Source organism: Bradyrhizobium elkanii USDA 76 (assembly GCF_023278185.1).
In the GTDB taxonomy this organism is placed as follows: domain Bacteria; phylum Pseudomonadota; class Alphaproteobacteria; order Rhizobiales; family Xanthobacteraceae; genus Bradyrhizobium; species Bradyrhizobium elkanii.
The window spans coordinates 6,495,380-6,516,592 of the sequence record NZ_CP066356.1 but is presented as its reverse complement, the minus strand read 5'-3'; the positions used below and the strand labels follow the sequence as shown (position 1 = coordinate 6,516,592).

Here is a 21,213-nt window from a genome sequence, read left to right as displayed (position 1 = left end):
GGAACGTCGCGATGGGCTATTCAGCTGGGATCGTCGGGATTGCCGTGGCTGCGGCAGCGTTGCTGCTGCCGCCGCGTGCTGGCGCGCAGGAGGTCAAGCATTACCGCTTCGCGCACGATCAGCAGCTCAATACCGGATATAGCGTCGCCTACGACATGTTCTCCGCCAAGCTCAAGGAATTGAGCAAGGGGACCATGATCGTCGACCAGTATCCGGGAGCGCAGCTCGGACAGGAGCCGCAGCTGCTGCAGCTTGTGAAATCCGGAGACATTGAATTCGCCATCATCTCGTCGGCGAACACTGCAACCATCTCGCCGCAGGCCGGTGTGATGTCGCTGCACTTCCTGTTCCGCGACGCCAACCACGTGGTCAAGGCGCTTGCCGATCAGAAGGTGATCGATGCGATCAAGGCGATGATCGACGACACGTCGCAAGGCCTTCATGTCATCGCGACGGGCAGCCAAGGTGTGAGAAGCATCTATGCGAGGAAGGAAATCCACAATGTCAGCGACCTCAAGGGTGTAAAGATTCGTGTTCAGGCGACGGCTACGGAAGACACGATCTTCCCGGCTTACGCGGCGCAAACCGTCCATATGCCGTTCGGCAGCGTGTACACGTCATTGCAGACCGGCGTCGTCGATGCGGCGGAAAACAGCGTGAACGTTTACCTCGTCAACAAGCACTACGAAGTCGCGCCGGTGCTCTCGATGACCGAGCACGAGGCCAACAATGCGCTGCTGTTCGTCAGCGACAAGCTGTGGCAGAGCCTTTCAGCCGAGCAGAAGACCTGGGTGACGACGGCGGCCGCCGAGGTCAGCGCCAAGGAGCCGGCGAAGGCGTTCGAATTGGAGAAGAACGCGGCTGCAAAACTGAAGTCGTTCGGCGTCAAGGTGGTCGAGGACGTCGACAAGAAGAGCTTTACCGCGATCGCCGATCCCTATCTCGACAAGCTCGCCAAGGATCTCGGGCCACATGCGGAGAAGATCAAGAATTTGATCCGCGCGGTCAACTAGACAAGCGTCGTCCCGGCGAAGGCCGGGACCCATACGCTGCGGCTCGTCCATTGAAGCACCGGGCCGCCGTTCTTTCTCAAAGCATCAGGCGCCGGTGGTTATGGGTCCCGGCCTTCGCCGGGACGACATACGAGGACGGAGCATTCGATGGCCATCGCCGACACGCTGGTGCTGCAACGGCAGCGGCATCTGAAATGGCGGGCGCTCGACCGGCTCGAGCTGATCCTGATGATGCTGTGCGGCTTGCTGTGCTTCGGCTTCTCGCTGTCGGTGACCGCAGATATCGTCACCCGCACCATCGGTCATCCCTGGCTGTGGCTGCAGGAGGTGACCTCGACGCTGTTCATCTACGCGATCTTCATCGGGGCCGCGGTCGCGACACGGCGCAACGACCATCTCTATCTCACCGCGATCTCCGAAGCGCTGCATGGCAGGTCGCGGCTGCTCGTGGAGATCGTCATCCGTCTGGTGGTGCTGGGCGTCGCCCTTTGCCTGGTGTGGTACGGCTATCAAAATTACCTCCGCGGCTTCGGCAGCTTCCGCCTGCCGTCGGGTACGCCGATCGCCTCGCTCTATGCGGTGATCCCGCTCTCCGGAATCCTGATCGGTCTGTTCACGATCGAGCAGCTCGTCAACGGCATCCGCAACGGCTTTGACCATCCGGAGCCGCCGGATGACGACCTTCCGATTCCTGCGATCGACACCCGCGCGACGACGGGAGTTCAGCCGTGAGCGCCCCGGTCGTGCTTGCGCTGATGTCGTTCTGCTTCCTGTTCTTCGGCTATCTCGGCGTGCCCGTGCCGTTCTCGCTGATGGCCGGCGTGTTCGTCGGCGCAGTGCTATCAGACGTCTCGCTGGCGGCGATCATCCAGAAGATCTTCGACGGCGTCGATTCCGAGGCGCTGCTTGCGATCCCGTTCTTCCTCCTGGTCGGCGAGCTCATGAGCTCGGCAAATGTCGTGGTCCGCATCGCCAATCTGTCGGTCTCGCTGGTCGGTCACATCAGGGGCGGGCTGTCGCAGGTCGTTGTCGTCTTCAGCATGTTCTTCTCGGAGATGTCGGGCTCGACCACCGCCGACGTCGCGGTCATGAGCCGGGCGCTCGGCGGGCCGATGCGGCGGGAAGGGTATGAGCCGGCCTTCATCGCCGCGATCATCGCCTCGGCCTCGACGATCGCAGCGCTGGTGCCGCCGAGCATCACGGCGGTGGTCTATGGTGCGGTCGGCAATGTCTCGATCGCCGGGCTGTTCATGGCCGGCGTGGTGCCCGGGCTGATGATCGGCTTCGGGCTGATGATCTATTGCTACTTCTTCGGGCCCTCGGGCCTGCGCAAGCCGCGCGCGCCGCCGCGCCAGGTTGTGTTCGCCGCCGGTGACGCGGCGCTCCCGATGATGATCCCGGTGATCCTGCTCGGCGGCATCCTGACCGGCTGGTTCACGCCGACCGAGGCCGGGGTCGTTGCGGTCGCCTACATCGTCATCGTGGTGATCCCGGCGCTGAACCGCGGGCACCTGAAGAAGATCCCGTACGACTTCTGTCTGGCCGGCCTGATCTTCTCGCTGCCGCTGATCACGATCGGCGCGGCGAACGCGTTCGGCTGGATGCTGGCCTATCTGCGCGGCGCGATCTACATCGCCGACTGGATCACCTCGATCGCCGGCAACGACCCACACCTCATCATGCTCCTGATGGTGCTGCTGTTCACCGTGGTCGGCGACTTCATCGAGCCGGTGCCGACCATCATCATCTTCATGCCGCTGGTCAACGCGCTGACCCAGGCCGGCGACATCAACGGCGTGCATATGGGCGTGGTGCTGATCGCAACGCTGGCGTTCGGCCTGATCACGCCGCCCTACGGGCTCGTGCTGCTGATGGCCTCGAAATTCGTCGGCATCAGTTTTGCAAAAGCGTTGCGGGCGGCGCTGCCGATCTATGTCGTGTTCCTGGTCACGATCTGCTTCACGATCTATTTTCCGAAGGTCGTGCTGTGGCTCCCCAAGCAGGTGATCCCGGAATCGGTCGGCTGCTTCAAGGCACCCGGCGGCACCGGCTATATCTGTCCGAACTAGCCGATCCGTCGCGGGCCTACTTCGACTTGCTGGTGAACTTCTTCACGGCGACGCGGAAATCGTCGGTATGCATCGCCGTGATGATCTTGTGTTCCTCGGCGTCGAGCTGCTGCTTGGTCGGCGTGGTGGCGGCCTGATAGACCAGTGACTTGGTCCCAGCTATTGCGGCGGGCGGATTTTGCGCCAGGCGCTCGGCGAGTTGCCGGGTGGCCGCCTTCAACTCGGCCGCGGGGACGGTCTTGACGACGAGACCCCATTCATAGGCCTGCTGCGCGGTGAATCCATCCTCGGCGAGGAAAATCTGCAGCGCGCGGCGGGTACCGACCGTGCCGACGATGCCGACCGTGCTGCCGCCATCCGGCGACACGCCGATCTTGGCATAGGCGGGCGTGAAGCGGGCATCGTCTGCGGCGATACACAGGTCGGTCACGAACGCGAGGCCCATGCCGGCGCCCGCCGCCGAACCATGCACGCTGGATAACACGATCTTCGGCATCCGCCGGACGGTCTCGATGAAGGCATGGTAGTGGTGAAGCATCTCGCCGACCACGGGGGCGACATTGTTGGCTTCGGTCGCAGCGCCGATGGTCTGCAGATCGCCGCCGGCGCAGAAGGCGCGGCCTTCGCCCTCGATGACCAGCACGCGAATGTCCTTGTTGGCTTCGACCTCGGCGCTGAGTTGCTCGAGCTTTTTGGCGATCGTCATGTCGATCGCGTTGAACGCGGCCGGCCGGTTCAGCGTGATGGTCGCGATGGCGCCGTCGATGCGGAGCAAAGCGGGGTCGTTGGCGGAGGGGGCGGGTGCTGGCATATTGAAGACCTTGGGCTTGTTGGTTCCGCATATTTAAGGCCTTGGCGGGAGCCGTGGCAATCCGGCCCGGCGGCCGGGGGGGGGCGCCCAGAATCGCCTGGGACCCCCTTGCGTCCGCTCGAGCCATGAGGCCAAATGGCACGCGCCTTCGGTACGCAGACACGAGCGCTGTGGGGACGGGGCAAGCAAGCTAACATCGACAAGAGGAAACGGCATGGGTCGCTCCTGCTCGCGCGTATTTGGGTTGTTCCGATGACGGGCTCGGTCATCATCGTGGGCGCCGGACACGCCGGCTTCCAGCTCGCGGCGTCGCTGCGCCAGGCCGGCTTCGCCGAACGCATCGCCCTGATCAATGATGAAGGCCATTTGCCGTATCAGCGGCCGCCGCTGTCGAAGGCCTATCTGAAGGGGACCGGCGGGCCCGAGACCCTGATGTTCCGGCCCGACAAGTTCTACCAGGACAACGAGATCGAGCTGATCACCGATCGCGCCCATGCGATCGACCGCAATGCGCGGAAAGTGGCGCTCGCCTCCGGCGCATCGCTCGACTACGGCCATCTGGTGTTCGCCACCGGCGCGCGGAACCGGCTGCTGGATATCCCCAACGCCAGGCTCGATGCAGTCCGCTACCTGCGCATCCTGGATGAGAGCCAGGCGCTGCGCGACTTGATCGCGCCCGGCATGCGTGTCGTCGTGATCGGCGCGGGCTTCATCGGGCTCGAATTCGCCGCCACCGCCCGGGCCAAGGGCCTCGAGGTCGATGTGGTCGAACTCGCCTCCCGCGTGATGGCGCGGGCGGTGACCGCGGAGATTTCCGAGTTCTCGCAATCCCGCCACAGCGCGGCCGGCATCCGGATTCACCTCGGGGTGCAGGTCACGGCGATCGAGGCCGATGGCGGCAAGGTTACCGGCGTCAGCCTGAGCAACGGCACGCATATCCCGGCCGATCTCGTCGTGGTCGGTGTCGGCGTGCTGCCGAATGTCGAGCTTGCCGCGGAGGCCGGCCTGCCGGTGGCATCCGGCATCATCGTCGACGAGCATCTTCTGACCGCCGATCCGAACGTCTCCGCGATCGGCGATTGCGCGCTCTATACCAGCAAACGCTTCGGCGGATCGCTGCGGCTGGAGTCGGTGCAGAACGCGACCGACCATGCGCGCTGCGTGGCGTCGCGGCTGACCGGCAAGACCGAGGTCTATGACGGCCTGCCGTGGTTCTGGAGCGATCAGGGCCCCGACAAGCTGCAGATGGCGGGTCTCACCACCGGCTACGACCGCGTCGTGGTGCGCGGCGACCGCGCGCAGGGCGCGTTCTCGGCGTTCTGCTACCGCGGCGACAAACTGCTCGGCATCGAATCGGTCAACCGCGCCGGCGATCACATGTTCGGCCGCCGGCTGCTCGGCGCCGGCGGCTCGATCACCCCGGAGCAGGCGGCGGATGCGAGCTTTGATCTGAAGAGTGCGCTTTCCTAACAACCTCGTCGTCCCGGCGAAAGCCGGGACCCATACTCCGCGGCGGGTCTAGTGAACGGGACTAGTCGTTCCAGCGCCGCAAACAATTGACATTTGTGGTTATGGGTCCCGGCCTTCGCCGGGACGACGTGGGGAGAGAGCGTCCTCGACCTCCTGCGCCGTCGGCATCGACGGCGCGGCTCCCATCCGTTGCACGCAAATCGAGGCCGCAGCGTTGGCGTAGGCCAGGGCGTCGCCGAGCGGCTTGCCGATGGCAAGCTGTGAGGCGAGAGCGCCGACGAAGCAATCGCCGGCGCCTGTGGTGTCGACGGCCTTGACCTCGCGTCCCGGCACGAGCAGCGGCTGGTTGTCGACCAGCGCCAGCACGCCACGCTTTCCGAGCGTGACGCAAACGATCCTGCCTTGCCCCAAGGTCCGGGCCGCCTCGGAGAAGCGCTCCGGCGTGTCGCTGTCTCGCAGCTCCGTGCCAGTCAGGTAGCCGAGTTCGGTCTCGTTCATAACGAGGATGTCGACGAGATCGAGCAGAGCCTTGTCGGCCTGTTTTGCCGGTGCCGGATTAAGGATCGTGGTGGCGCCGACGGCTCGGGCGCGCCGGAAGAAGGCAGCGATCGCCGGCAGCGGGATCTCGAACTGGCTGACCGCGACGTCGCCTCTTACGAAATCAGGTGAGGCGACGTCACGGGCACTGACCAGCCCGTTGGCGCCCGGCACGACGACGATCGTGTTGTCGGCATTGGCGAGCGTGATGATCGCCGTGCCTGAATGGGTGCCGCTCGTAGTCTTGACGCAGGAGAGATCGACGCCTTGCGCGACAAGGAACGCTCGCAGTTCCTTGCCAAACGCATCGGTGCCGAGCCGGCCGACAAGCGTGGTCGGGACGCCGAGCTTGGCCGAAGCCACCGCCTGGTTGGCGCCCTTGCCTCCGGGAAAATAGAGCACGGCCTCGCCGGCGACGGTTTCGCCGATCCGCGGATGGCGCTCGGCGGTCGCCACCACGTCCATATTGATGCTGCCGGCGACGAAGACGTGCCTCATGACTAGCCCCGTTCACCGATATCAGGCCTCGGCGCGAAATTCCTGCTTGACCGCTGCGATATCGGCGAGTGTCGGCAAGCCGGCCTCGTTGCCGAGCTTCTGGATCTTGAAGGTCGAGGCTGCACGCGCGAACTTGAAGTGCTCATGCCAGCCTTTGCTCGGGTTCGAAAGGTAAGAGTAGATGTAGGCGCCGTGGAAGACGTCGCCGGCGCCGTTGGTGTCGATCACGCGCGCGCGCGGGATCGGGAAAGCCGGCAGCGTGCGCACCGTGCCGGCCTCGTCATACCAGAGCAGGCCGCGCTCGCCCATGGTGACGCCGCCGACCTTGCAGCCGCGGCTCTTGAGATAGTCGAGCATCTGCTCCGGCGTCTTGTCCATCTGCTCGCACAGCCGTTCGGCGACGATCGCAATGTCGATGAATGCGAGCAGCTCGTGGGTGTTGGTGCGCAGGCCGCCGCCGTCGAGCGAGGTCAGGATGCCGTCCTCGCGGCACAGCTTTGCATAATGGATCGCGGCGTCCGGCTGGTGGCCGTCGATGTGCAACGCGCGGCAGCCCTTGATGTTCAGCAGCGGAAAGGGGTGGATGTGCTGGTCGTCGCGGCAGCGGACGATGGCGCGCTTGCCGTCGTTCGGCATGATGAAGGACAGCGAGGAGGAGTTGACCTTGCGGGGGTGGAACGAGATGCCGTACCTGTCGGCCATGTCCCAGAACATCCGTCCCAGCCAGTCATTGGCCATGGTGGCGATCAGGTCCGGCGGGACGCCGAGCTTGGCGCAGCAGAATGCTGCGGTCACGGCGTTGCCGCCGAACGACACCGCATAGGCGTCGGCGACGTGCTTTTCGTCGCCGACGGGCATGTGATCCGTGATGAAGGTGACGTCGATATAGGTCTGTCCGATGAAGAGAGCCTGCATTCGCTTTCCGTCGTGGCTTGGTGTGGTCCCGGCCGGCGGTTCCAGACTAGCATTGCTGATCGGCCGATATAGCTGAAATTATTCGCAACCCTGCCTGGTTTACAGGTAGAGGTGATGATTGCGCCGGGCCGTTCTCGCATGCGGCATAACGGCCGGCGGCAGTCCGTGGTTCCGGGTTGGGTCAAGGGAGAAACACAATGACGGCAGATTCGGGGAGGTTGCAGCCATGATTACCGGTCTCGATCACGTCGTCGTCCTGACCGGCGACATCGCGGCTGCCAGCGCGGCCTACGAGACGCTGTTCGCGCGGACGCCCTCCTGGCGCTACAGCGACGGCGGCGCGGACCGCACGCTGTTCACGCTCGACAACACCACGCTGGAATTGGTGGCGCCGCGCGGCGACGATGATGCAGCCCAGCGTGTCCGCAGCGCGCTAGCCACCCAGGGCGAGGGGCTTGCGAGCCTCTGCTTCCGCACCAGCGATATCGCGAAGACACACCGCAGGCTCGATCGGCTGACGCTGAAGCCCGAACCCATCACTGAAGTCGAAAGCCGCGACGAGACCAGTGGCGTCGTGCTGTCTTGGAAGCGGACCCGCGCTGCGACCGATGCGACGCGCGGCGTGCGCATGTTCTTCCTGGAGCGCGCGCAGGAGCGGCCGCTGTCGGTCCGCACCACGACCGCATCGATCACCGCGATGGATCACGTGGTGGTTTCGACCGCCGATCCGGAACGCGCCGCCGCGCTCTATGGCGCGCGGCTCGGCCTCGACATGGCGCTCGACCGGTCGCATCCGGAGTGGGGCCGGCTGATGTTCTTTCGCTGCGGCGACCTCGTGGTCGAGGTCACGCACCGGCCGGGCAAATCGGAGACGGACGCGCCGGACCGGCTGCGCGGCATCTGCTGGCGCGTCGCCGACATCGATGCCACACGTGCGCGGCTGATTGCCGCTGGCGTCGACGTCTCCGAGGTCCGCACCGGCCGCAAGACCGGCACGCGCGTGATGACGGTGCGCAACGGCACATGCGGTGTGCCGACGCTTCTGGTGCAGCCGTCACAGGGAAAGCCGGACTAGGCTGCGTCTCATCCGCGGGTCGTCCCGGCAGTGCGTGTTTTGAGTTTCTCGTCATTCCCCGGTGCGCAATTGCGCACCTGGGGGCTCGCGAAGCGAGAACCCGGAATCCATTCACGCACGGAACATGTTGCCCGATGGATTCCGGGTTCATGCCGCGCACGCCCTCAGGTGCGCAATTGCGCACCGGGGAATGACGAGGAGGGTGGTTGCGAGAAATATTCCCGCACAAGCGTCACGACAACATTCGTTCTCAAACGTCGCGCGTCATGCTACATTCACCAACCCAGCATCACCGGGCGATCGATTTGGCCAAGGCAAAGCGAATACAGAGATGGCAGCGCGACCCCCAGGGGATGCGGCTGCGGATTCTCGAGGCCGCAAAGCAGGAATTCGCCGCCCATGGCCTCGCCGGCGCGCGGGTCGACCGCATCGCGGCCAACGCCGGCGCCAACAAGCGCATGCTGTACTACCACGTCGGCAACAAGGAGGATCTTTATCTCGAGGTGCTGGAAGGCGCCTATGAGAAGATCCGCGCCGAGGAGCGCACCCTCGATCTCGAGCATCTCGATCCGCCCGAGGCGATCGGACGCCTGATCGACTTCACGTGGAACTATTTTCTGCGCAATCCCGAGTTCCTGGCACTGCTGAACACGGAAAACCTCGCCAAGGCAAAACACCTGAAGCGATCGACCAAGGTCAAGTCGATGCACTCGCCCTTTGTCGAGATGATCCGCACCGTGGTGACGCGCGGGGTCGAGAGCGGCGATTTCCGAGTCGCGGTCGATCCGGTGCAGCTCTACATCTCGATCGCCGGGCTGGCGTTCTTCTATCTCTCCAACAGCGCCACGCTGAGCGTGATCTTCGGCCGCGACCTCTTGAAGAAGGACGCCCGCGACGAGCGCCTCGAGCACATGACCGCGCTGGTGCTGGCGGCGCTGACCGGCAAGTCGACGGCAGGATTCGGCGGAGCGATGCCGGCGCTGAAGTCGATGGAACACCGCGTGGTGTGAGGCGGCGCGTTCGCGCTTATTGCCAATGGTGTCTTGTAGCCCGGATGAAGCGCAGCGCAATCCGGGGCAGCTTTATCCGTAGACACTCCGGGCCCCGGATTACGCTCCGCTGCATCCGGGCTACGGACCATAGAATTCTCGCCTGACGAAAGTAGCGTATTTCGGTGCGATTTTGCCGCGCGCTTGGGGCTGGACAGTATTTATCCAACGGGTTAATTTCTGAACGAACAGAGAGACTGCAAAGGGAGCGTGACGTGGCGGAGGCAAAGAGCCCTTCGGGCCTGTCGAAGGTGCTGAATGCGGCGTGGGTACGTCCGTTCCTGTTCTTGGTCGTCATCGTGGCGGCCTGGGACCTCGCGATCCGCTTGTTCCATATTCCGGCCTACCAAATTCCCTCGCCCGGCGACGTCGTGGCGGTGCTCTGGAGCGACTGGCCGGAGCTGCTGCGGCAGTCCTGGCCGACCACCTATGCAACGATTTGCGGCTTCCTGCTCTCGGCGCTGTTCGGCATTCCCGTCGCGATGCTGATCGCGGGTTCGAAGACGGTCGAGAGCTACGTCTATCCGCTGCTGGTATTCTCCCAGTCCGTGCCGAAGATCGCGATCGCGCCGCTGTTCGTGGTGTGGTTCGGCTTCGGCATCATCCCCAAGGTGATCTCCGCATTCCTGCTCGGCTTCTTCCCCGTGGTGGTCTCGGCGGTGCAGGGCTTCAAGTCGGTCGACCCTGATATGGTCGATCTGGCGCGCGCGATGCAGGGCAGTCGCTTCCAGGTGTTCCGCGCGGTCAACCTGCCGCACGCGATGCCCGCGATCTTTTCCGGCCTGAAAGTCTCGGTGACGCTCGCCGTGGTCGGCGCCGTCGTCGGAGAGTTCGTCGGCTCCAATTCCGGCATCGGCTACGTGATGCAGCGCTCGATCGGCACCTTCGACCTGCCGACGATGTTCGCCGCGCTGGTGATCCTTGCGCTGCTCGGCGTCATCCTGTTCTGGATCGTCGACCGCATCGAGCGGCTGGTGATCCCCTGGCACGTCAGCCAGCGCGACGACATCATCTTCGCTTCCTAGCGCAGCAACCGGACAAGCGGTCCACGCAAGGACCGCGGACAATAAAGGGAGAACAACCATGAAGCGTTTGATTGCGGTCGCGGGTGCCGCGCTCGCCTGGACCGCACTAGCGGTGGCACCGGTGTCCGCGGCCGACAAGGTCGTGCTGATGCTGAACTGGTACGTCTATGGCGAGCACGCGCCGTTCTATTACGGCAAGGCCAAGGGCATCTACGCCACTGAGGGCATCGACCTCGAGATCCAGGAAGGCCGCGGTTCGGCGGCGACCACGCAGGCGGTGGCGGCCAAGACCGCCGATTTCGGCTATGTCGACGTGCCCACGATGATGCGCGCCGCGGTGAAGGGCGCGCCCGTGATCGCCACCGGCGTGCTGCTGCAGACTAGCCCGATGTCGGCGATGAGCCTTGCCGACAAGAACATCAGGAAGCCGGAGGACATCAAGGGCAAGACGGTCGCGATCACGCCGGCGGATTCGATGACGCAGATCTGGCCGCTGTTCCTGAAGAAGACCGGCCTCAGGGAAAGCGATTTCAACACCGTCGCCGGCGACGGCCAGACCAAGCTCAACGCCGTGATCAACGGCCAGGCCGACCTGCTGCTCGGCTACGTCATGGACCAGTCGATGAAGATCAAGGATGCCACCGGCAAGGACGTCTATCCGATCAAGTTCGCCGACTACGGCATCAACATGGTGTCGTCGGGCATCATCGCGAACTCCGACTATGTGAAGGCCAATGCCGACCTGGTGCGCCGCTTCATGTCGGCGACCACCAAGGCGGTGGAAGCCGCGGAGAAGGACCCCAAGGCCGCCGCGCAGACGATCCTCGACGCCAACCCGAAGGGCGGCAAGATCGACACGTTGACGCAAGGCTTCGAGCTGACGATCCCGCTTTATCGCACGGCGGAGACCAGGACCAGGCGGCCGTTCCAGGTCACCGACCAGAACATGACCGAGTCGGTCAATTTGATGGTCGAGTATGGCGGCCTCGACGCCAAGGCCAAGGCCAATCCGAAGGCGTTCTACACCAACGACTATCTGCCGAAGGGCGATTCGTGACTGCAACAGGCACCATCATTCCGGGGCGATGTGAAGCATCGAACCCGGAATCTCGAAATTCCGGGTCTGGTCCTTCGGACCATTCCGGAATGACAGCAATCTATGTCCCTGCGGACCGGGCAGAATGAACCCAGCGACCAAGCCAATAGCCGACGTTCAGCCCGCCGCGCATCTGCGTCTGGTGTCGGACCGCGCGGCCGGTGCCACGCCGGGCATCAAGCTGTCGGGCGTGTCGAAGACCTACCGGTCGCGCGACGGCGATGTGCCGTCGCTGCGGCCGCTCGACTTCACCATCAATGACGGCGAGTTCTTCGTCGTGGTCGGGCCCTCCGGCTGCGGCAAGTCCACGCTGCTCAAGATGATCTCGGGCCTGCTGCCGCCGACGACGGGCGAGGTGCTGGTCGACGGCGAGCCGGTGACCAGGCCGCACGGCAATGTCGGCATCGTGTTCCAGAACGCGCTGCTGCTGCCTTGGCGCAACATCCTCTCCAACGTGATGCTGCCGATCGACATGAAGCAGCTGCCGCGGGACAAATATCTCGCCCGCGCCAAGGACCTGCTGAAGCTGGTCGGCCTCGAAGGTTTCGAGAAGAAGCTGCCCTGGCAGCTGTCCGGCGGCATGCAGCAGCGCGCCTCGATCTGCCGCGCGCTGGTGCACGATCCGAAGATCATGCTGATGGACGAGCCGTTCGGCGCGCTCGACGCCATGACGCGCGAGCGGATGAACGTCGAATTGATGCGGATCCAGCGCGAGACCGGCAAGACGGTCTTGCTGATCACGCACTCGATTCCCGAGGCCGTGTTCCTCGCCGACCGCGTGCTCGTGATGACCGAGCGGCCCGGCGCGATCGCCGCGATCTACGACGTGCCGATGCCGCGGCCGCGCTCGCTCGAGACGATGTCCGATCCTGTCTTCAACGAACTGGTGCAGCGGATCCGGAAGCATTTCTTCACACAGGGGTCGCTGGACTAACACCCGAGCCTTCAATGCCGCTTCGCCTCAAAGTCAACGACATCGCGTTCTTCGAACGGCCGCTGGTGTTCGCCCGGCCGTTCCGCTTCGGCGCGGTGACGATCACCGCGTCGACGCAGATGTTCGCGCGGGTCGAGATCGAGGTGGAGGGAAAGGGTCGCGCTACCGGCGCCGGCGCCGAGATGCTGGCGCCGAAATGGTTCGACAAGCGGCCGCATCTGACCGAAGCGCAGTCGCTCGACGGACTTCGCCGCTCGCTTGCGGTTGCGCGCGAGCTCTATCTTGCGAACAGGGGTTTTGAGACCGCGTTCGGCCTCCATGCCGAACGTATCGGCCCGCAGGTCGCGGCCTGCGCTGTGGAAGACATTCCTCCACTTGCCGCCGGATTCGGCCCGGCCGAGATCGACAAGGCGATCCTGGATGCGCTGCTGCGCGCGGCCGGCGCGAATTTCTTCGACGGCATGGCCGGCAATATCGCCGGCATCGACGCGCGGCTGACGCCGGATGTCGACGATGCCGCGATTGCGCGGTTCCTTTCTACACGCAAACGGCTCGAGCGGGTCGCCGTCAGGCACACGGTCGGAATGGACGACAAAATTGAAGGCGAGGGCGGCGTCGCCGACCGCAACGAGACCGCCGGTGCGCGCTATTTCAAGCTCAAGCTGAACGGCGATCCCGCGCATGACGCGGCGCGGCTGGCGCGGATCGGCAGCGAGCTTGCGAAGCTGCCTTACGCAACCAGGATCACGCTCGACGCCAACGAGCAATATGCCGACCTTGCCGCGCTGAGCGCGCTGGTCGACCGGCTCGACCATGACGCGGCGTTGCAGCCGATCAGGGCAAACCTGCTCTATATCGAGCAGCCGATGCCGCGCGATATCACAAGAGCCTCGCCGCTCGGGAAACTGGCGGCGCACGGCTTCATCATCGACGAGGCCGACGATTGCTATGATGCATTCCCGCAGGCGCGCGCGCTGGGCTATCGCGGCATCTCCTCCAAATCGTGCAAGGGCATCTACAAGTCGATCGTCAACGCCACCCGCGCGGCGACGTGGAGCGCTGAGAGCGGCGGCTATTTCATCAGCGGCGAGGACCTGACCTGCCAGGCCGGGCTCGGCGTGCAGCAGGACCTTGCGCTCGGCGCGCTGATCGGCGTCATCCATGCCGAGCGCAACGGGCACCATTATGTCGATGGCTTTGCCGATACGCCGGCTGACGAGGCCGACGCCTTCCTCACCGCGCATCCCGATCTCTACACGCGCGCGGGCGGCAAGGTCCGCCTCGCGATCCATGACGGTGATCTGCTGACCGGATCGATCGCCGCCGCGCCGGGCTTTGCCAGTTCGGTCCATCCGGACTGGTCCACCATGCAGCCGCTCAGGCGGCCAACACCACGCGTTTCGCAGGAGCAGACAGTATGACGACCAAGCGCCTCGGCCTGATCATGAACGGCGTCACCGGCCGGATGGGGCTCAACCAGCATCTGATCCGCTCGATCGTCGCGATCCGCGAGCAGGGCGGCGTGCAGCTCGCGAACGGCGACCGCGTCATGCCCGATCCGATCCTGGTCGGCCGCGATGCCGAGAAGGTCGGCGCGTTGGCAAAACGCTACAACATCGAACGGCACACCACCGATCTCGATCGCGCGCTCGCGGACAAGGGCGACACGGTGTTCTTCGACGCCGCCACCACGCAGGCGCGGCCCTCGCTGCTGACCAAGGCGATCAATGCCGGCAAGCATGTCTATTGCGAGAAGCCGATCGCGACCAATCTTGAAGAGGCTGTTGCGGTCGTGAAGCTCGCCAATGCCAAGGGCCTCAAGCACGGCACGGTGCAGGACAAGCTGTTCCTGCCGGGCCTGAAGAAGCTCGCTTTCCTGCGCGACTCCGGTTTCTTCGGCCGCATGCTCTCGGTGCGCGGCGAGTTCGGCTACTGGGTGTTCGAGGGCGGCTGGCAGGAAGCGCAGCGGCCGTCGTGGAATTACCGCGCCGAGGACGGCGGCGGCATCATCCTCGACATGGTCTGCCACTGGCGCTACGTGCTCGACAATCTGTTCGGCGAAGTCGAGAGCGTGACCTGCCTCGGCACGACTGACATCCCCGAGCGCTATGACGAGAAGGGCAAGAAATACCAGGCGACCGCCGATGATTCCGCCTACGCCACCTTCCGCCTGAAGGGCGGCGTCATTGCGCACATCAACATGAGCTGGGTGACGCGCGTCTACCGCGACGACCTCGTCACCTTCCAGGTCGACGGCACCCATGGCTCGGCGGTGGCGGGCCTCACCGACTGCGTGATCCAGGCACGTCAGGCGACCCCGCGGCCGGTATGGAATCCGGACGAGAAGCGGATGCACGATTTCTATGCCGACTGGCAGAAGCTGCCTGAGAACGTCGTTTACGACAACGGCTTCAAGGAGCAGTGGGAGATGTTCATCCGCCATGTCTGCGAGGACGCGCCCTACAAATACACCCTGCTCGAAGGCGCCAAGGGCGTGCAGCTAGCGGAATGCGCGCTGAAGAGCTGGAAGGAGCGGCGCTGGATCGACGTCGCCCCGATATCGGTCTGAGAAAGGACCTTGCCATGAACAAGCCAGTCCTGCCCAAGCCTGCCCTGACAGAGTCATCCCTGTCGCTGAAACTGCCGACCGCCGATGGCGGCCTCGAGACCTATCGCCTCGCGGCGTCGCGGACCTTTCCGGCGAAGCTCGAGGGTACGCTGAACCGCGTGGCGTTCTCGGCCGCGCATGTGGTGGCCGATCCGCGCGCCGACGTCGATCCCTGGTTGGCCGCGGCGATCGACTGGGACAAGACGATCGCGTTTCGCGAGCACGTCTGGGACCTCGGCCTCGGCGTCGCTGAAGCCATGGACACGGCGCAGCGCGGCATGGGGCTGGACTGGGCGACCTCGCTCGAACTGATCCAGCGCTCGGTGCAGGCGGCGAAGGCCAAAGGCAATGCACTGGTGTTCTCCGGCGCCGGCACCGACCATCTCGCGGTCGAGGACGCCAGGTCGATCGACGATGTGATCCGTGCCTATGAGGAGCAGATCGCAGCAGTGGAGAAGGCTGGCGGTCGCATCATCCTGATGGCCTCGCGCGCTTTGGCAAAGCTCGGCAAGAGCGCTGACGACTACGCCAGGGTCTACGACCGCGTGCTGTCGCAGGTCCGTGAGCCCGTGATCATCCACTGGCTCGGCGACATGTTCGATCCCGCGCTATCGGGTTACTGGGGCACGGCCGATCTCGACAAGGCGATGGATACGGCGGTTGCGATCATCAACGCCAATGCGGCCAAGGTCGATGGCGTCAAGGTCTCGCTGCTCGACAAGCAGCGCGAGATCGACATGCGGCGCCGCCTCGATCCGCGCGTGAAGATGTATACCGGCGACGACTTCAACTATGCGGAGTTGATCGCCGGCGACGACAAGGGATTTTCTCACGCGCTGCTCGGCATCTTCGATGCCATCGCCCCGGCAGCGTCCTATGCGCTGTCGCGGCTCGCCGCGGGCGATGAGGCCGGCTTCCACGATGTGCTTGGACCTACGGTGCCGTTGTCGCGCCATATCTTCAAGGCGCCGACGCGCTTCTACAAGACAGGCATCGTGTTCATGGCCTATCTCAACGGGCACCAGGATCACTTCACCATGGTCGGCGGGCAGGAGAGCGCACGCTCGACCTTGCATCTTGCCGAGCTGTTCCGGCTCGCCGACAAGGCCGGGCTGCTCGCCAATCCGGAAGCCGCGACGCGGCGGATGGCGACGATCCTGGCCACCCGCGGCATCGACGCCTGATGCGCGATTTCTCCAATGACCACCGCTGGCTGTCGCTGAACACGGCGACCGTTCGCAGGCAGGGCGACCTTCTCGCCATCGTCGAGGCCTGCGCGCGCCGTGGCATCCGCGCCATCGATCCCTGGCGCGACCAGGTCGCAGCGGTCGGCCTCGATCGCGCCGTCCGCGCGGTCAAGGATGCCGGGCTCGATCTGTCGGGCTATTGCCGCGGCGGCATGTTCACGGCAGATGGCGCGCATCGCAGCGAGGCGCGCGACGACAATCGCCGCGCGGTCGACGAGGCGGCGGCACTCGGCGCCTCCTGCATCGTGCTGGTGGTCGGCGGCCTGCCGCAATATTCTCGGCCGGGCAGCGCGGATTCGAAGGACATCGCGGCCGCGCGCCATCAGGTGCACGACGGCATCGCCGAGATGCTGGATTATGCGAAGCTGGCAAAGCTGCCGCTAGCGATCGAGCCGCTGCATCCGGCCTATGCCGCCGACCGCGCCTGCGTGAACACCACGAAGCATGCGCTCGATATCTGCGACGCGCTCGATCCCGGCAGAACCGGCGCGATCGGCGTCGCGCTCGACGTCTATCACATCTGGTGGGATCCGGAGCTGATGGGCCAGATCGCGCGCGCCGGCCAGGATCGCCTGCTTGCGTTCCACGTCTGCGACTGGCTGGTGCCGACCAAGGACATCCTCAACGACCGCGGCATGATGGGTGACGGCGTCATCGACATCAGATCGGTGCGCGCCGCCGTCGAGGCGCAGGGCTTTGCCGGCTATTCGGAGATCGAGATTTTCTCGAACGACTGGTGGGGCCGTCCGCTGGACGAAGTGCTGCGAACCTGCATCGAGCGGCACCGGACGGTGGTTTAGGACGCCGTCAGGTGGGCACGGCGCTTCATGCGCGCCTCGTGCCTCATCAGGACTCTTCGTTGCGGTGCTCGATCTCCAGCGTGACGAGGCGCGCCAGCAGCGTTGCCGGATAGAGCTGGCCGAAGATCGCCTCGAGATTGCACAGGCTCCGCGCGATCGGATGCAGCGGGGCGACGTCGCCATAACCTGTCGTCGTGAGCGTGGCGAAGCTGAAATAGAGGACGCGGCTCGCCAGCGTCGGACTGTCTTCCACCTTCATGCCGGGAAATGCGTCGGGCCTCAGCGTGCCGACAAAGGTGTAGAGCGCCGCGAAGATCACGGCGACCGTGAGATAGAGCAGGACCGCGCCGATCACACGGTGATAGGTGACGCGGCCTGGCGCGAACGTCGCGCGCGCCACCGTCACCGCCATGGTGAGGCCGACGAGCAGCCAGGATCCGGCGAACAGGTTGAGATCGAAAATTGAAGGTGAGCGTAGTCTCAGGATTCCGCCCGTGACGATCATGACGAGCGCGACCAGCATCGTGACGACCGCCAGCGCGCTGCCTGACATCAGGAAGACGCCGCCGACCAGGACCAGCGCGAGCAGGAGTTCAAAAATCTGGAATTCGAACAGGCCCAACGCCTGTAACGGCGCCACCACGAAAATCATGACCACGAGCAGGACAGTGAGCACTGTCAATAAGGAATCGCCCCAGCGCTCGCGTAGCTCGCCAGTGCTCATCCAGCCGCGCTTCATTCCCGCCCCGTCATTCGGCATTGCATCAGGACGCCGGTAGCAGACATTGCTGCGCGCCGGCCGCAAAGGCAAGATGGGGGACTGGCATTCCGTGGCGCACCCGGCGATCCGGATCGCCGGCCGGCCGTCTCAGGGGCTCGCAACCCGCTGCAGCGTGTTGAAGCGAGCTTTCTGCTCGCTGCTCAGCATCGTATAGAACTCATCCAGTGCAGGCTCGATCAGCTTCGCGGCCTTTTGCATGGCTTCGAGCCGGTGCTGCATCGCCTCCAGCCGGCCGACCGGCGTCAGCGGCACGTCGTTCGGACAGGCCGCCTGCAGGTCCGCGATGGCTTTTGTGGTCGCATCGCTCAGGCGGTCGAGCGCTTCCTTTTGCTTGCCCGCCGGATGAAGCGAGGCCGCGATCCGGTTGATCGGCAGGTGGGCCAGGTCGGATTTCGAATCGCCGCAATTGCCGGTTTGCGCGGTCGCCTCCTGCTGCTGCGGCGAACGCTCGCCGACATGTGGACCAAGCGCATTGAAGCGGGCCTGCTGCTCGTCGCTGAGCGAGCTGTAGAAATTCTCCAGCGCCGGCCGCACGATCTTGATCGCCTCGAGCGTCGCGCTGATGCGGTTCTGCATCGACCGCAGGCGGCCGGTGGGCGTCATGGCATAGCTGTCCGTGCAGGAGTCCTTGAAGATGTCGGCGGCCTTTGCCGCTGATGTCTTCAACTCGTCGAGCAACGCCCGCTGCTGCTGGTCCGGCCGTACCGCCCGCGCGATGTCGGCAAGCGGCCAGGCCGTGACGCCCTTGTCGGGCTCTCCGCAGAGCTGCTTGAGTGCCTGCGGGCTCGTGTCGCTGCGTTGACGGGACCAATCGCGACCCGCGGTCGCCCGATAGTCGCCAGGGTTGATGCTGGCATAGGCGGAGTAGGGAGTGTTGGTGTCCCAGAACACGGTGTCGACGAAGTCGTCATAGGCGTAGGCCCAATAGCCGGGCTCGTAGGCATAGGACCAGAACGTGTAGTCAAAGATGTCCGAATAGGCGTAGGGCCAGAACACCGGCCCAAGCCACGCCACGAAGGCCGCGTGGCTGCCGCGGCGCCAGGCATGCCGGGGCGCCCAGCCGCCCTGGCGCGCCGCAAGCCCTGCCTGGCTCTGCGCATTTGCCTGCTCGCGGAAGTGTGCGGCAAATCGCTCGCGCTGAGCCGCCTGCGTCGCGGCCGTGGTCGCGACCGCGGCGCCAACCGCAGCCCCAACCGTCGCTGCCGGCGCCAATCGCTGCTGACGGGCAAATTCGGCCTGCTGCGCACGCTGCTCGCGCTGCAACAGGCGGTTCTGCGCCTGCAGGGCGCGGTCATGGACGCGTTGCGCGCGTGCGCCTTGCACCTTTTGCGACTGCAATTGCTGCAGGCGATCGATCCGGGTCTGCCGCTCGGTGGTCTGGCGCGACAGCGCGTCACGCTGCCGCTGCTGCGCCGCCTGCTGGCGTTGCTGGATCATTTGCTGTTGCTGCTGCGCGCGCTGTTGAACGCGCTCCGTTGGCGACGGCCGCTCGCTCAAGCGCGACGGTGGGCTCGGGCGTGACGGCGCCGCGATATGCGGAGCCTGACGCTGCGGTGCTCCGCGACGGAATTCGGGGCGTGGCGCTGCGACACGCGGCGCTGCGATATGGGGGGCCTGGCGCACCGACGGGGCGGCGAAATGCGGTGCCGGGCGCAGCGCCATCGCCGGTCGCTGCGGGGCGTGGAACGCGGGTGGCGCCGGCCGTGCCATCGCGAGTGGCCGTGCCATTGCAGGCGGTCTCGCCATTGCGGGCGGCCTGGCCATTGCGGGCGGGGCGGCGTGTACCATCGGGGCGGGACGCGCCATCGCGGCCGGTGCAGCCGGCCTTGCCGCCGGTGGACCCTTTCCGTGTGGCTGGGCGGATGCGCCGCCGTGCGCCACGAGCATCGAGCTGCCAATCGAAAAGACAACAAACAAAGCGCTGCGGGAAAGCATGAGCTTAGCTCTCCGTTCAACAGTCGCCCGCAGTGCTTTAACGCACCGACGTCGGATTCGTTCGTTGTGGCTACGGCCGGCGTTACGGTCTTCCGGCGCGGGGAACCGTCAGGAGACATCCTGCGTGAGGGTCGCCGCGATCCGCTCCGTCGCCCAGTCGACCTGATCGGCCGTGATCACCAGCGGCGGAGCAATCCGGATGGTGTGTTCATGGGTGTCCTTGGCGAGGATGCCGCGCGCCTGCAGCGCCAGACAGTAGCGGCGGGCGCCGCCGGCTTCCGGGTGCAGCTCGATCGCCAGCATCAGCCCCCGCCCGCGCACCTCGCGGATCACGTTGGCGCGGATGTCCTGCAATCCGGCGAGAAAGCGCGCGCCCTGTTGCGCGGCGTTCTCGATCATTCCCTCGTCGATCAGCACGCGCAGCGCCGCCCGCGCCACCGCGCAGGCCAGCGGATTGCCGCCGAAGGTCGAGCCGTGCTGGCCGGGCCGCAAGGTGCCGAGCACGGCGTTGTTGGAAAGCACCGCCGACACCGGATAGAAGCCGCCCGACAGCGCCTTGCCGAGCAGCGTCACGTCGGCCTCGATCCCTTCGTGCTGCTCGGCGAGCAGCTTGCCGGTGCGGCCGAGCCCGGTCTGGATCTCGTCGAGCACGAGCATCACATTGTGCGCGGTGCACAGCTCGCGCACGCGGGCGAAATAGCCTGGCGGAGGAATCACGACGCCGGCTTCGCCCTGGATCGGCTCGACCAGGAAGGCCGCGGTGTTCGGCGTGATCGCCTGCTCGAGCGCGGCGGCGTCGCCGAATGGGATGATCTTGAAGCCCGGCGCGAACGGTCCGAAATGGTCGCGCGAACCGGGGTCGGTCGAGAAGCCGACGATGCCGAGCGTGCGTCCGTGGAAATTATTGGCGCAGACGATGATCTCGGCCTGCCCGTCCGGAACGCCCTTGACCTCATAGGCCCATTTGCGCACCGACTTGATCGCACTCTCCACCGCCTCGGCGCCGCTGTTCATCGGCAGCACCTTGTGCGAGCCGGTCAGTTCCGCGAGCTCGCGGTAGAAGGGAGCGAGCTGGTCGTTGTGGAAGGCGCGCGAGGTCAGCGTCAGCCGACGCGCTTGTTCGATCATGGCGGCGAGGATCTTCGGATGGCAGTGGCCCTGGCTCACCGCCGAATAGGCGGAGAGACAATCGAGATACCGGTTGCCATCGGTATCCCAGACCCAGACGCCTTGGCCGCGGGACAGCACGACCCCGATCGGCTCATAATTGTAGGTGCCGAACTGCGCTTCGGTTGCGAGGAAATCAGTGACCGATGCATTCATCATGCGTCACTCCCGCTGCAGCGCACG

Annotated in this window: 19 protein-coding genes; 13 read left to right on the top strand and 6 right to left on the bottom strand. The window is 65.2% G+C overall.

Features of this window, described 5'->3' with window-relative positions; genetic code table 11:
• The first annotated feature begins 11 nt into the window (after window positions 1-11).
• The 3 genes from JEY66_RS31365 to JEY66_RS31355 all read left to right on the top strand — a co-directional run bounded on the left by JEY66_RS31365 (window position 12) and on the right by JEY66_RS31355 (window position 3,082).
• Complete coding sequence (locus JEY66_RS31365) at window positions 12-1,013, top strand: TRAP transporter substrate-binding protein (protein ID WP_018270476.1); 1,002 nt, start codon at window positions 12-14, stop codon at window positions 1,011-1,013.
• A 147-nt stretch (window positions 1,014-1,160) separates the two neighbouring features.
• Window positions 1,161-1,745 carry a TRAP transporter small permease gene (locus JEY66_RS31360; protein ID WP_016842160.1) on the top strand — a complete coding sequence of 195 codons (585 nt, stop codon included), beginning with the start codon at window positions 1,161-1,163 and terminating at the stop codon, window positions 1,743-1,745.
• Entirely contained in the window at window positions 1,742-3,082 is a 1,341-nt protein-coding gene (locus JEY66_RS31355; RefSeq protein ID WP_018270477.1) for a TRAP transporter large permease, read from the top strand. Before JEY66_RS31360 ends, JEY66_RS31355 begins: the two co-directional genes overlap by 4 nt.
• Before the next feature lie 16 nt (window positions 3,083-3,098).
• On the opposite strand, the gene JEY66_RS31350 is transcribed toward JEY66_RS31355, so the two are convergent.
• Window positions 3,099-3,893 carry an enoyl-CoA hydratase/isomerase family protein gene (locus tag JEY66_RS31350; RefSeq protein WP_026192472.1) on the bottom strand — a complete coding sequence of 265 codons (795 nt, stop codon included), beginning with the start codon at window positions 3,891-3,893 and terminating at the stop codon, window positions 3,099-3,101.
• A gap of 252 nt (window positions 3,894-4,145) precedes the next feature.
• On the opposite strand from JEY66_RS31350, the gene JEY66_RS31345 reads away from it, so the two are divergent.
• Window positions 4,146-5,363 carry an NAD(P)/FAD-dependent oxidoreductase gene (locus JEY66_RS31345; protein WP_016842157.1) on the top strand — a complete coding sequence of 406 codons (1,218 nt, stop codon included), beginning with the start codon at window positions 4,146-4,148 and terminating at the stop codon, window positions 5,361-5,363.
• 99 nt (window positions 5,364-5,462) lie between these two features.
• Here JEY66_RS31345 and rbsK read toward each other — a convergent pair whose 3' ends face one another.
• Both rbsK and JEY66_RS31335 read right to left on the bottom strand, forming a co-directional pair.
• Window positions 5,463-6,398, bottom strand: a complete 936-nt coding sequence (gene rbsK / locus JEY66_RS31340; RefSeq protein WP_018270478.1) for a ribokinase — start codon at window positions 6,396-6,398, stop codon at window positions 5,463-5,465.
• A gap of 21 nt (window positions 6,399-6,419) precedes the next feature.
• Window positions 6,420-7,313, bottom strand: coding sequence for a sugar kinase (locus JEY66_RS31335; protein ID WP_018270479.1), 894 nt, complete (start codon window positions 7,311-7,313; stop codon window positions 6,420-6,422).
• Window positions 7,314-7,539: 226 nt separating this feature from the next.
• Between JEY66_RS31335 and JEY66_RS31330 the strand changes: the two genes are divergently transcribed.
• The 9 genes from JEY66_RS31330 (at window position 7,540) to JEY66_RS31290 (ending at window position 17,147) form a co-directional block, all read left to right on the top strand.
• Complete coding sequence (locus JEY66_RS31330; protein ID WP_018270480.1) at window positions 7,540-8,388, top strand: VOC family protein; 849 nt, start codon at window positions 7,540-7,542, stop codon at window positions 8,386-8,388.
• Window positions 8,389-8,741: 353 nt separating this feature from the next.
• Entirely contained in the window at window positions 8,742-9,398 is a 657-nt protein-coding gene (locus JEY66_RS31325) for a TetR/AcrR family transcriptional regulator (protein ID WP_018270481.1), read from the top strand.
• A 254-nt stretch (window positions 9,399-9,652) separates the two neighbouring features.
• On the top strand, window positions 9,653-10,462 hold the full coding sequence (locus JEY66_RS31320) for an ABC transporter permease (protein ID WP_016842153.1): 810 nt from the start codon (window positions 9,653-9,655) through the stop codon (window positions 10,460-10,462).
• A 58-nt stretch (window positions 10,463-10,520) separates the two neighbouring features.
• Window positions 10,521-11,519 carry an ABC transporter substrate-binding protein gene (locus tag JEY66_RS31315; RefSeq protein ID WP_016842152.1) on the top strand — a complete coding sequence of 333 codons (999 nt, stop codon included), beginning with the start codon at window positions 10,521-10,523 and terminating at the stop codon, window positions 11,517-11,519.
• Window positions 11,520-11,643: 124 nt separating this feature from the next.
• Complete coding sequence (locus JEY66_RS31310) at window positions 11,644-12,492, top strand: ABC transporter ATP-binding protein (protein WP_018270482.1); 849 nt, start codon at window positions 11,644-11,646, stop codon at window positions 12,490-12,492.
• Between the two features lie 14 nt (window positions 12,493-12,506).
• Entirely contained in the window at window positions 12,507-13,913 is a 1,407-nt protein-coding gene (locus JEY66_RS31305) for a hypothetical protein (RefSeq protein WP_018270483.1), read from the top strand.
• A complete protein-coding gene (locus JEY66_RS31300; RefSeq protein WP_018270484.1) occupies window positions 13,910-15,061 on the top strand; it encodes a Gfo/Idh/MocA family protein in 1,152 nt (383 codons plus the stop codon). Before JEY66_RS31305 ends, JEY66_RS31300 begins: the two co-directional genes overlap by 4 nt.
• A gap of 14 nt (window positions 15,062-15,075) precedes the next feature.
• Window positions 15,076-16,284, top strand: a complete 1,209-nt coding sequence (locus tag JEY66_RS31295) for a dihydrodipicolinate synthase family protein (RefSeq protein ID WP_018270485.1) — start codon at window positions 15,076-15,078, stop codon at window positions 16,282-16,284.
• Window positions 16,284-17,147 (top strand): sugar phosphate isomerase/epimerase family protein, encoded by an 864-nt coding sequence (locus JEY66_RS31290; RefSeq protein ID WP_016846141.1) that lies wholly within the window; start codon window positions 16,284-16,286, stop codon window positions 17,145-17,147. Before JEY66_RS31295 ends, JEY66_RS31290 begins: the two co-directional genes overlap by 1 nt.
• 46 nt (window positions 17,148-17,193) lie before the next feature.
• Here JEY66_RS31290 and JEY66_RS31285 read toward each other — a convergent pair whose 3' ends face one another.
• The 3 genes from JEY66_RS31285 to rocD form a co-directional block, all read right to left on the bottom strand.
• Complete coding sequence (locus JEY66_RS31285; RefSeq protein ID WP_240537048.1) at window positions 17,194-17,823, bottom strand: potassium channel family protein; 630 nt, start codon at window positions 17,821-17,823, stop codon at window positions 17,194-17,196.
• 192 nt (window positions 17,824-18,015) lie between these two features.
• Window positions 18,016-19,365, bottom strand: coding sequence for a Spy/CpxP family protein refolding chaperone (locus JEY66_RS31280; protein ID WP_240537044.1), 1,350 nt, complete (start codon window positions 19,363-19,365; stop codon window positions 18,016-18,018).
• Between the two features lie 606 nt (window positions 19,366-19,971).
• Entirely contained in the window at window positions 19,972-21,186 is a 1,215-nt protein-coding gene (rocD, locus tag JEY66_RS31275) for an ornithine--oxo-acid transaminase (protein WP_026192474.1), read from the bottom strand.
• Window positions 21,187-21,213: the final 27 nt, after the last annotated feature.

Coding starts and splice junctions, on each gene's coding strand:
- JEY66_RS31365 (WP_018270476.1), top strand. CDS start 12: ATGGGCTATTCAGCTGGGATCGTCGGGATTGCCGTGGCTGCGGCAGCG.
- JEY66_RS31360 (WP_016842160.1), top strand. CDS start 1,161: ATGGCCATCGCCGACACGCTGGTGCTGCAACGGCAGCGGCATCTGAAA.
- JEY66_RS31350 (WP_026192472.1), bottom strand. CDS start 3,893: ATGCCAGCACCCGCCCCCTCCGCCAACGACCCCGCTTTGCTCCGCATC.
- JEY66_RS31345 (WP_016842157.1), top strand. CDS start 4,146: ATGACGGGCTCGGTCATCATCGTGGGCGCCGGACACGCCGGCTTCCAG.
- rbsK (WP_018270478.1), bottom strand. CDS start 6,398: ATGAGGCACGTCTTCGTCGCCGGCAGCATCAATATGGACGTGGTGGCG.
- JEY66_RS31335 (WP_018270479.1), bottom strand. CDS start 7,313: ATGCAGGCTCTCTTCATCGGACAGACCTATATCGACGTCACCTTCATC.
- JEY66_RS31330 (WP_018270480.1), top strand. CDS start 7,540: ATGATTACCGGTCTCGATCACGTCGTCGTCCTGACCGGCGACATCGCG.
- JEY66_RS31325 (WP_018270481.1), top strand. CDS start 8,742: ATGCGGCTGCGGATTCTCGAGGCCGCAAAGCAGGAATTCGCCGCCCAT.
- JEY66_RS31315 (WP_016842152.1), top strand. CDS start 10,521: ATGAAGCGTTTGATTGCGGTCGCGGGTGCCGCGCTCGCCTGGACCGCA.
- JEY66_RS31310 (WP_018270482.1), top strand. CDS start 11,644: ATGAACCCAGCGACCAAGCCAATAGCCGACGTTCAGCCCGCCGCGCAT.
- JEY66_RS31305 (WP_018270483.1), top strand. CDS start 12,507: ATGCCGCTTCGCCTCAAAGTCAACGACATCGCGTTCTTCGAACGGCCG.
- JEY66_RS31300 (WP_018270484.1), top strand. CDS start 13,910: ATGACGACCAAGCGCCTCGGCCTGATCATGAACGGCGTCACCGGCCGG.
- JEY66_RS31295 (WP_018270485.1), top strand. CDS start 15,076: ATGAACAAGCCAGTCCTGCCCAAGCCTGCCCTGACAGAGTCATCCCTG.
- JEY66_RS31290 (WP_016846141.1), top strand. CDS start 16,284: ATGCGCGATTTCTCCAATGACCACCGCTGGCTGTCGCTGAACACGGCG.
- JEY66_RS31280 (WP_240537044.1), bottom strand. CDS start 19,365: ATGATCCAGCAACGCCAGCAGGCGGCGCAGCAGCGGCAGCGTGACGCG.
- rocD (WP_026192474.1), bottom strand. CDS start 21,186: ATGAATGCATCGGTCACTGATTTCCTCGCAACCGAAGCGCAGTTCGGC.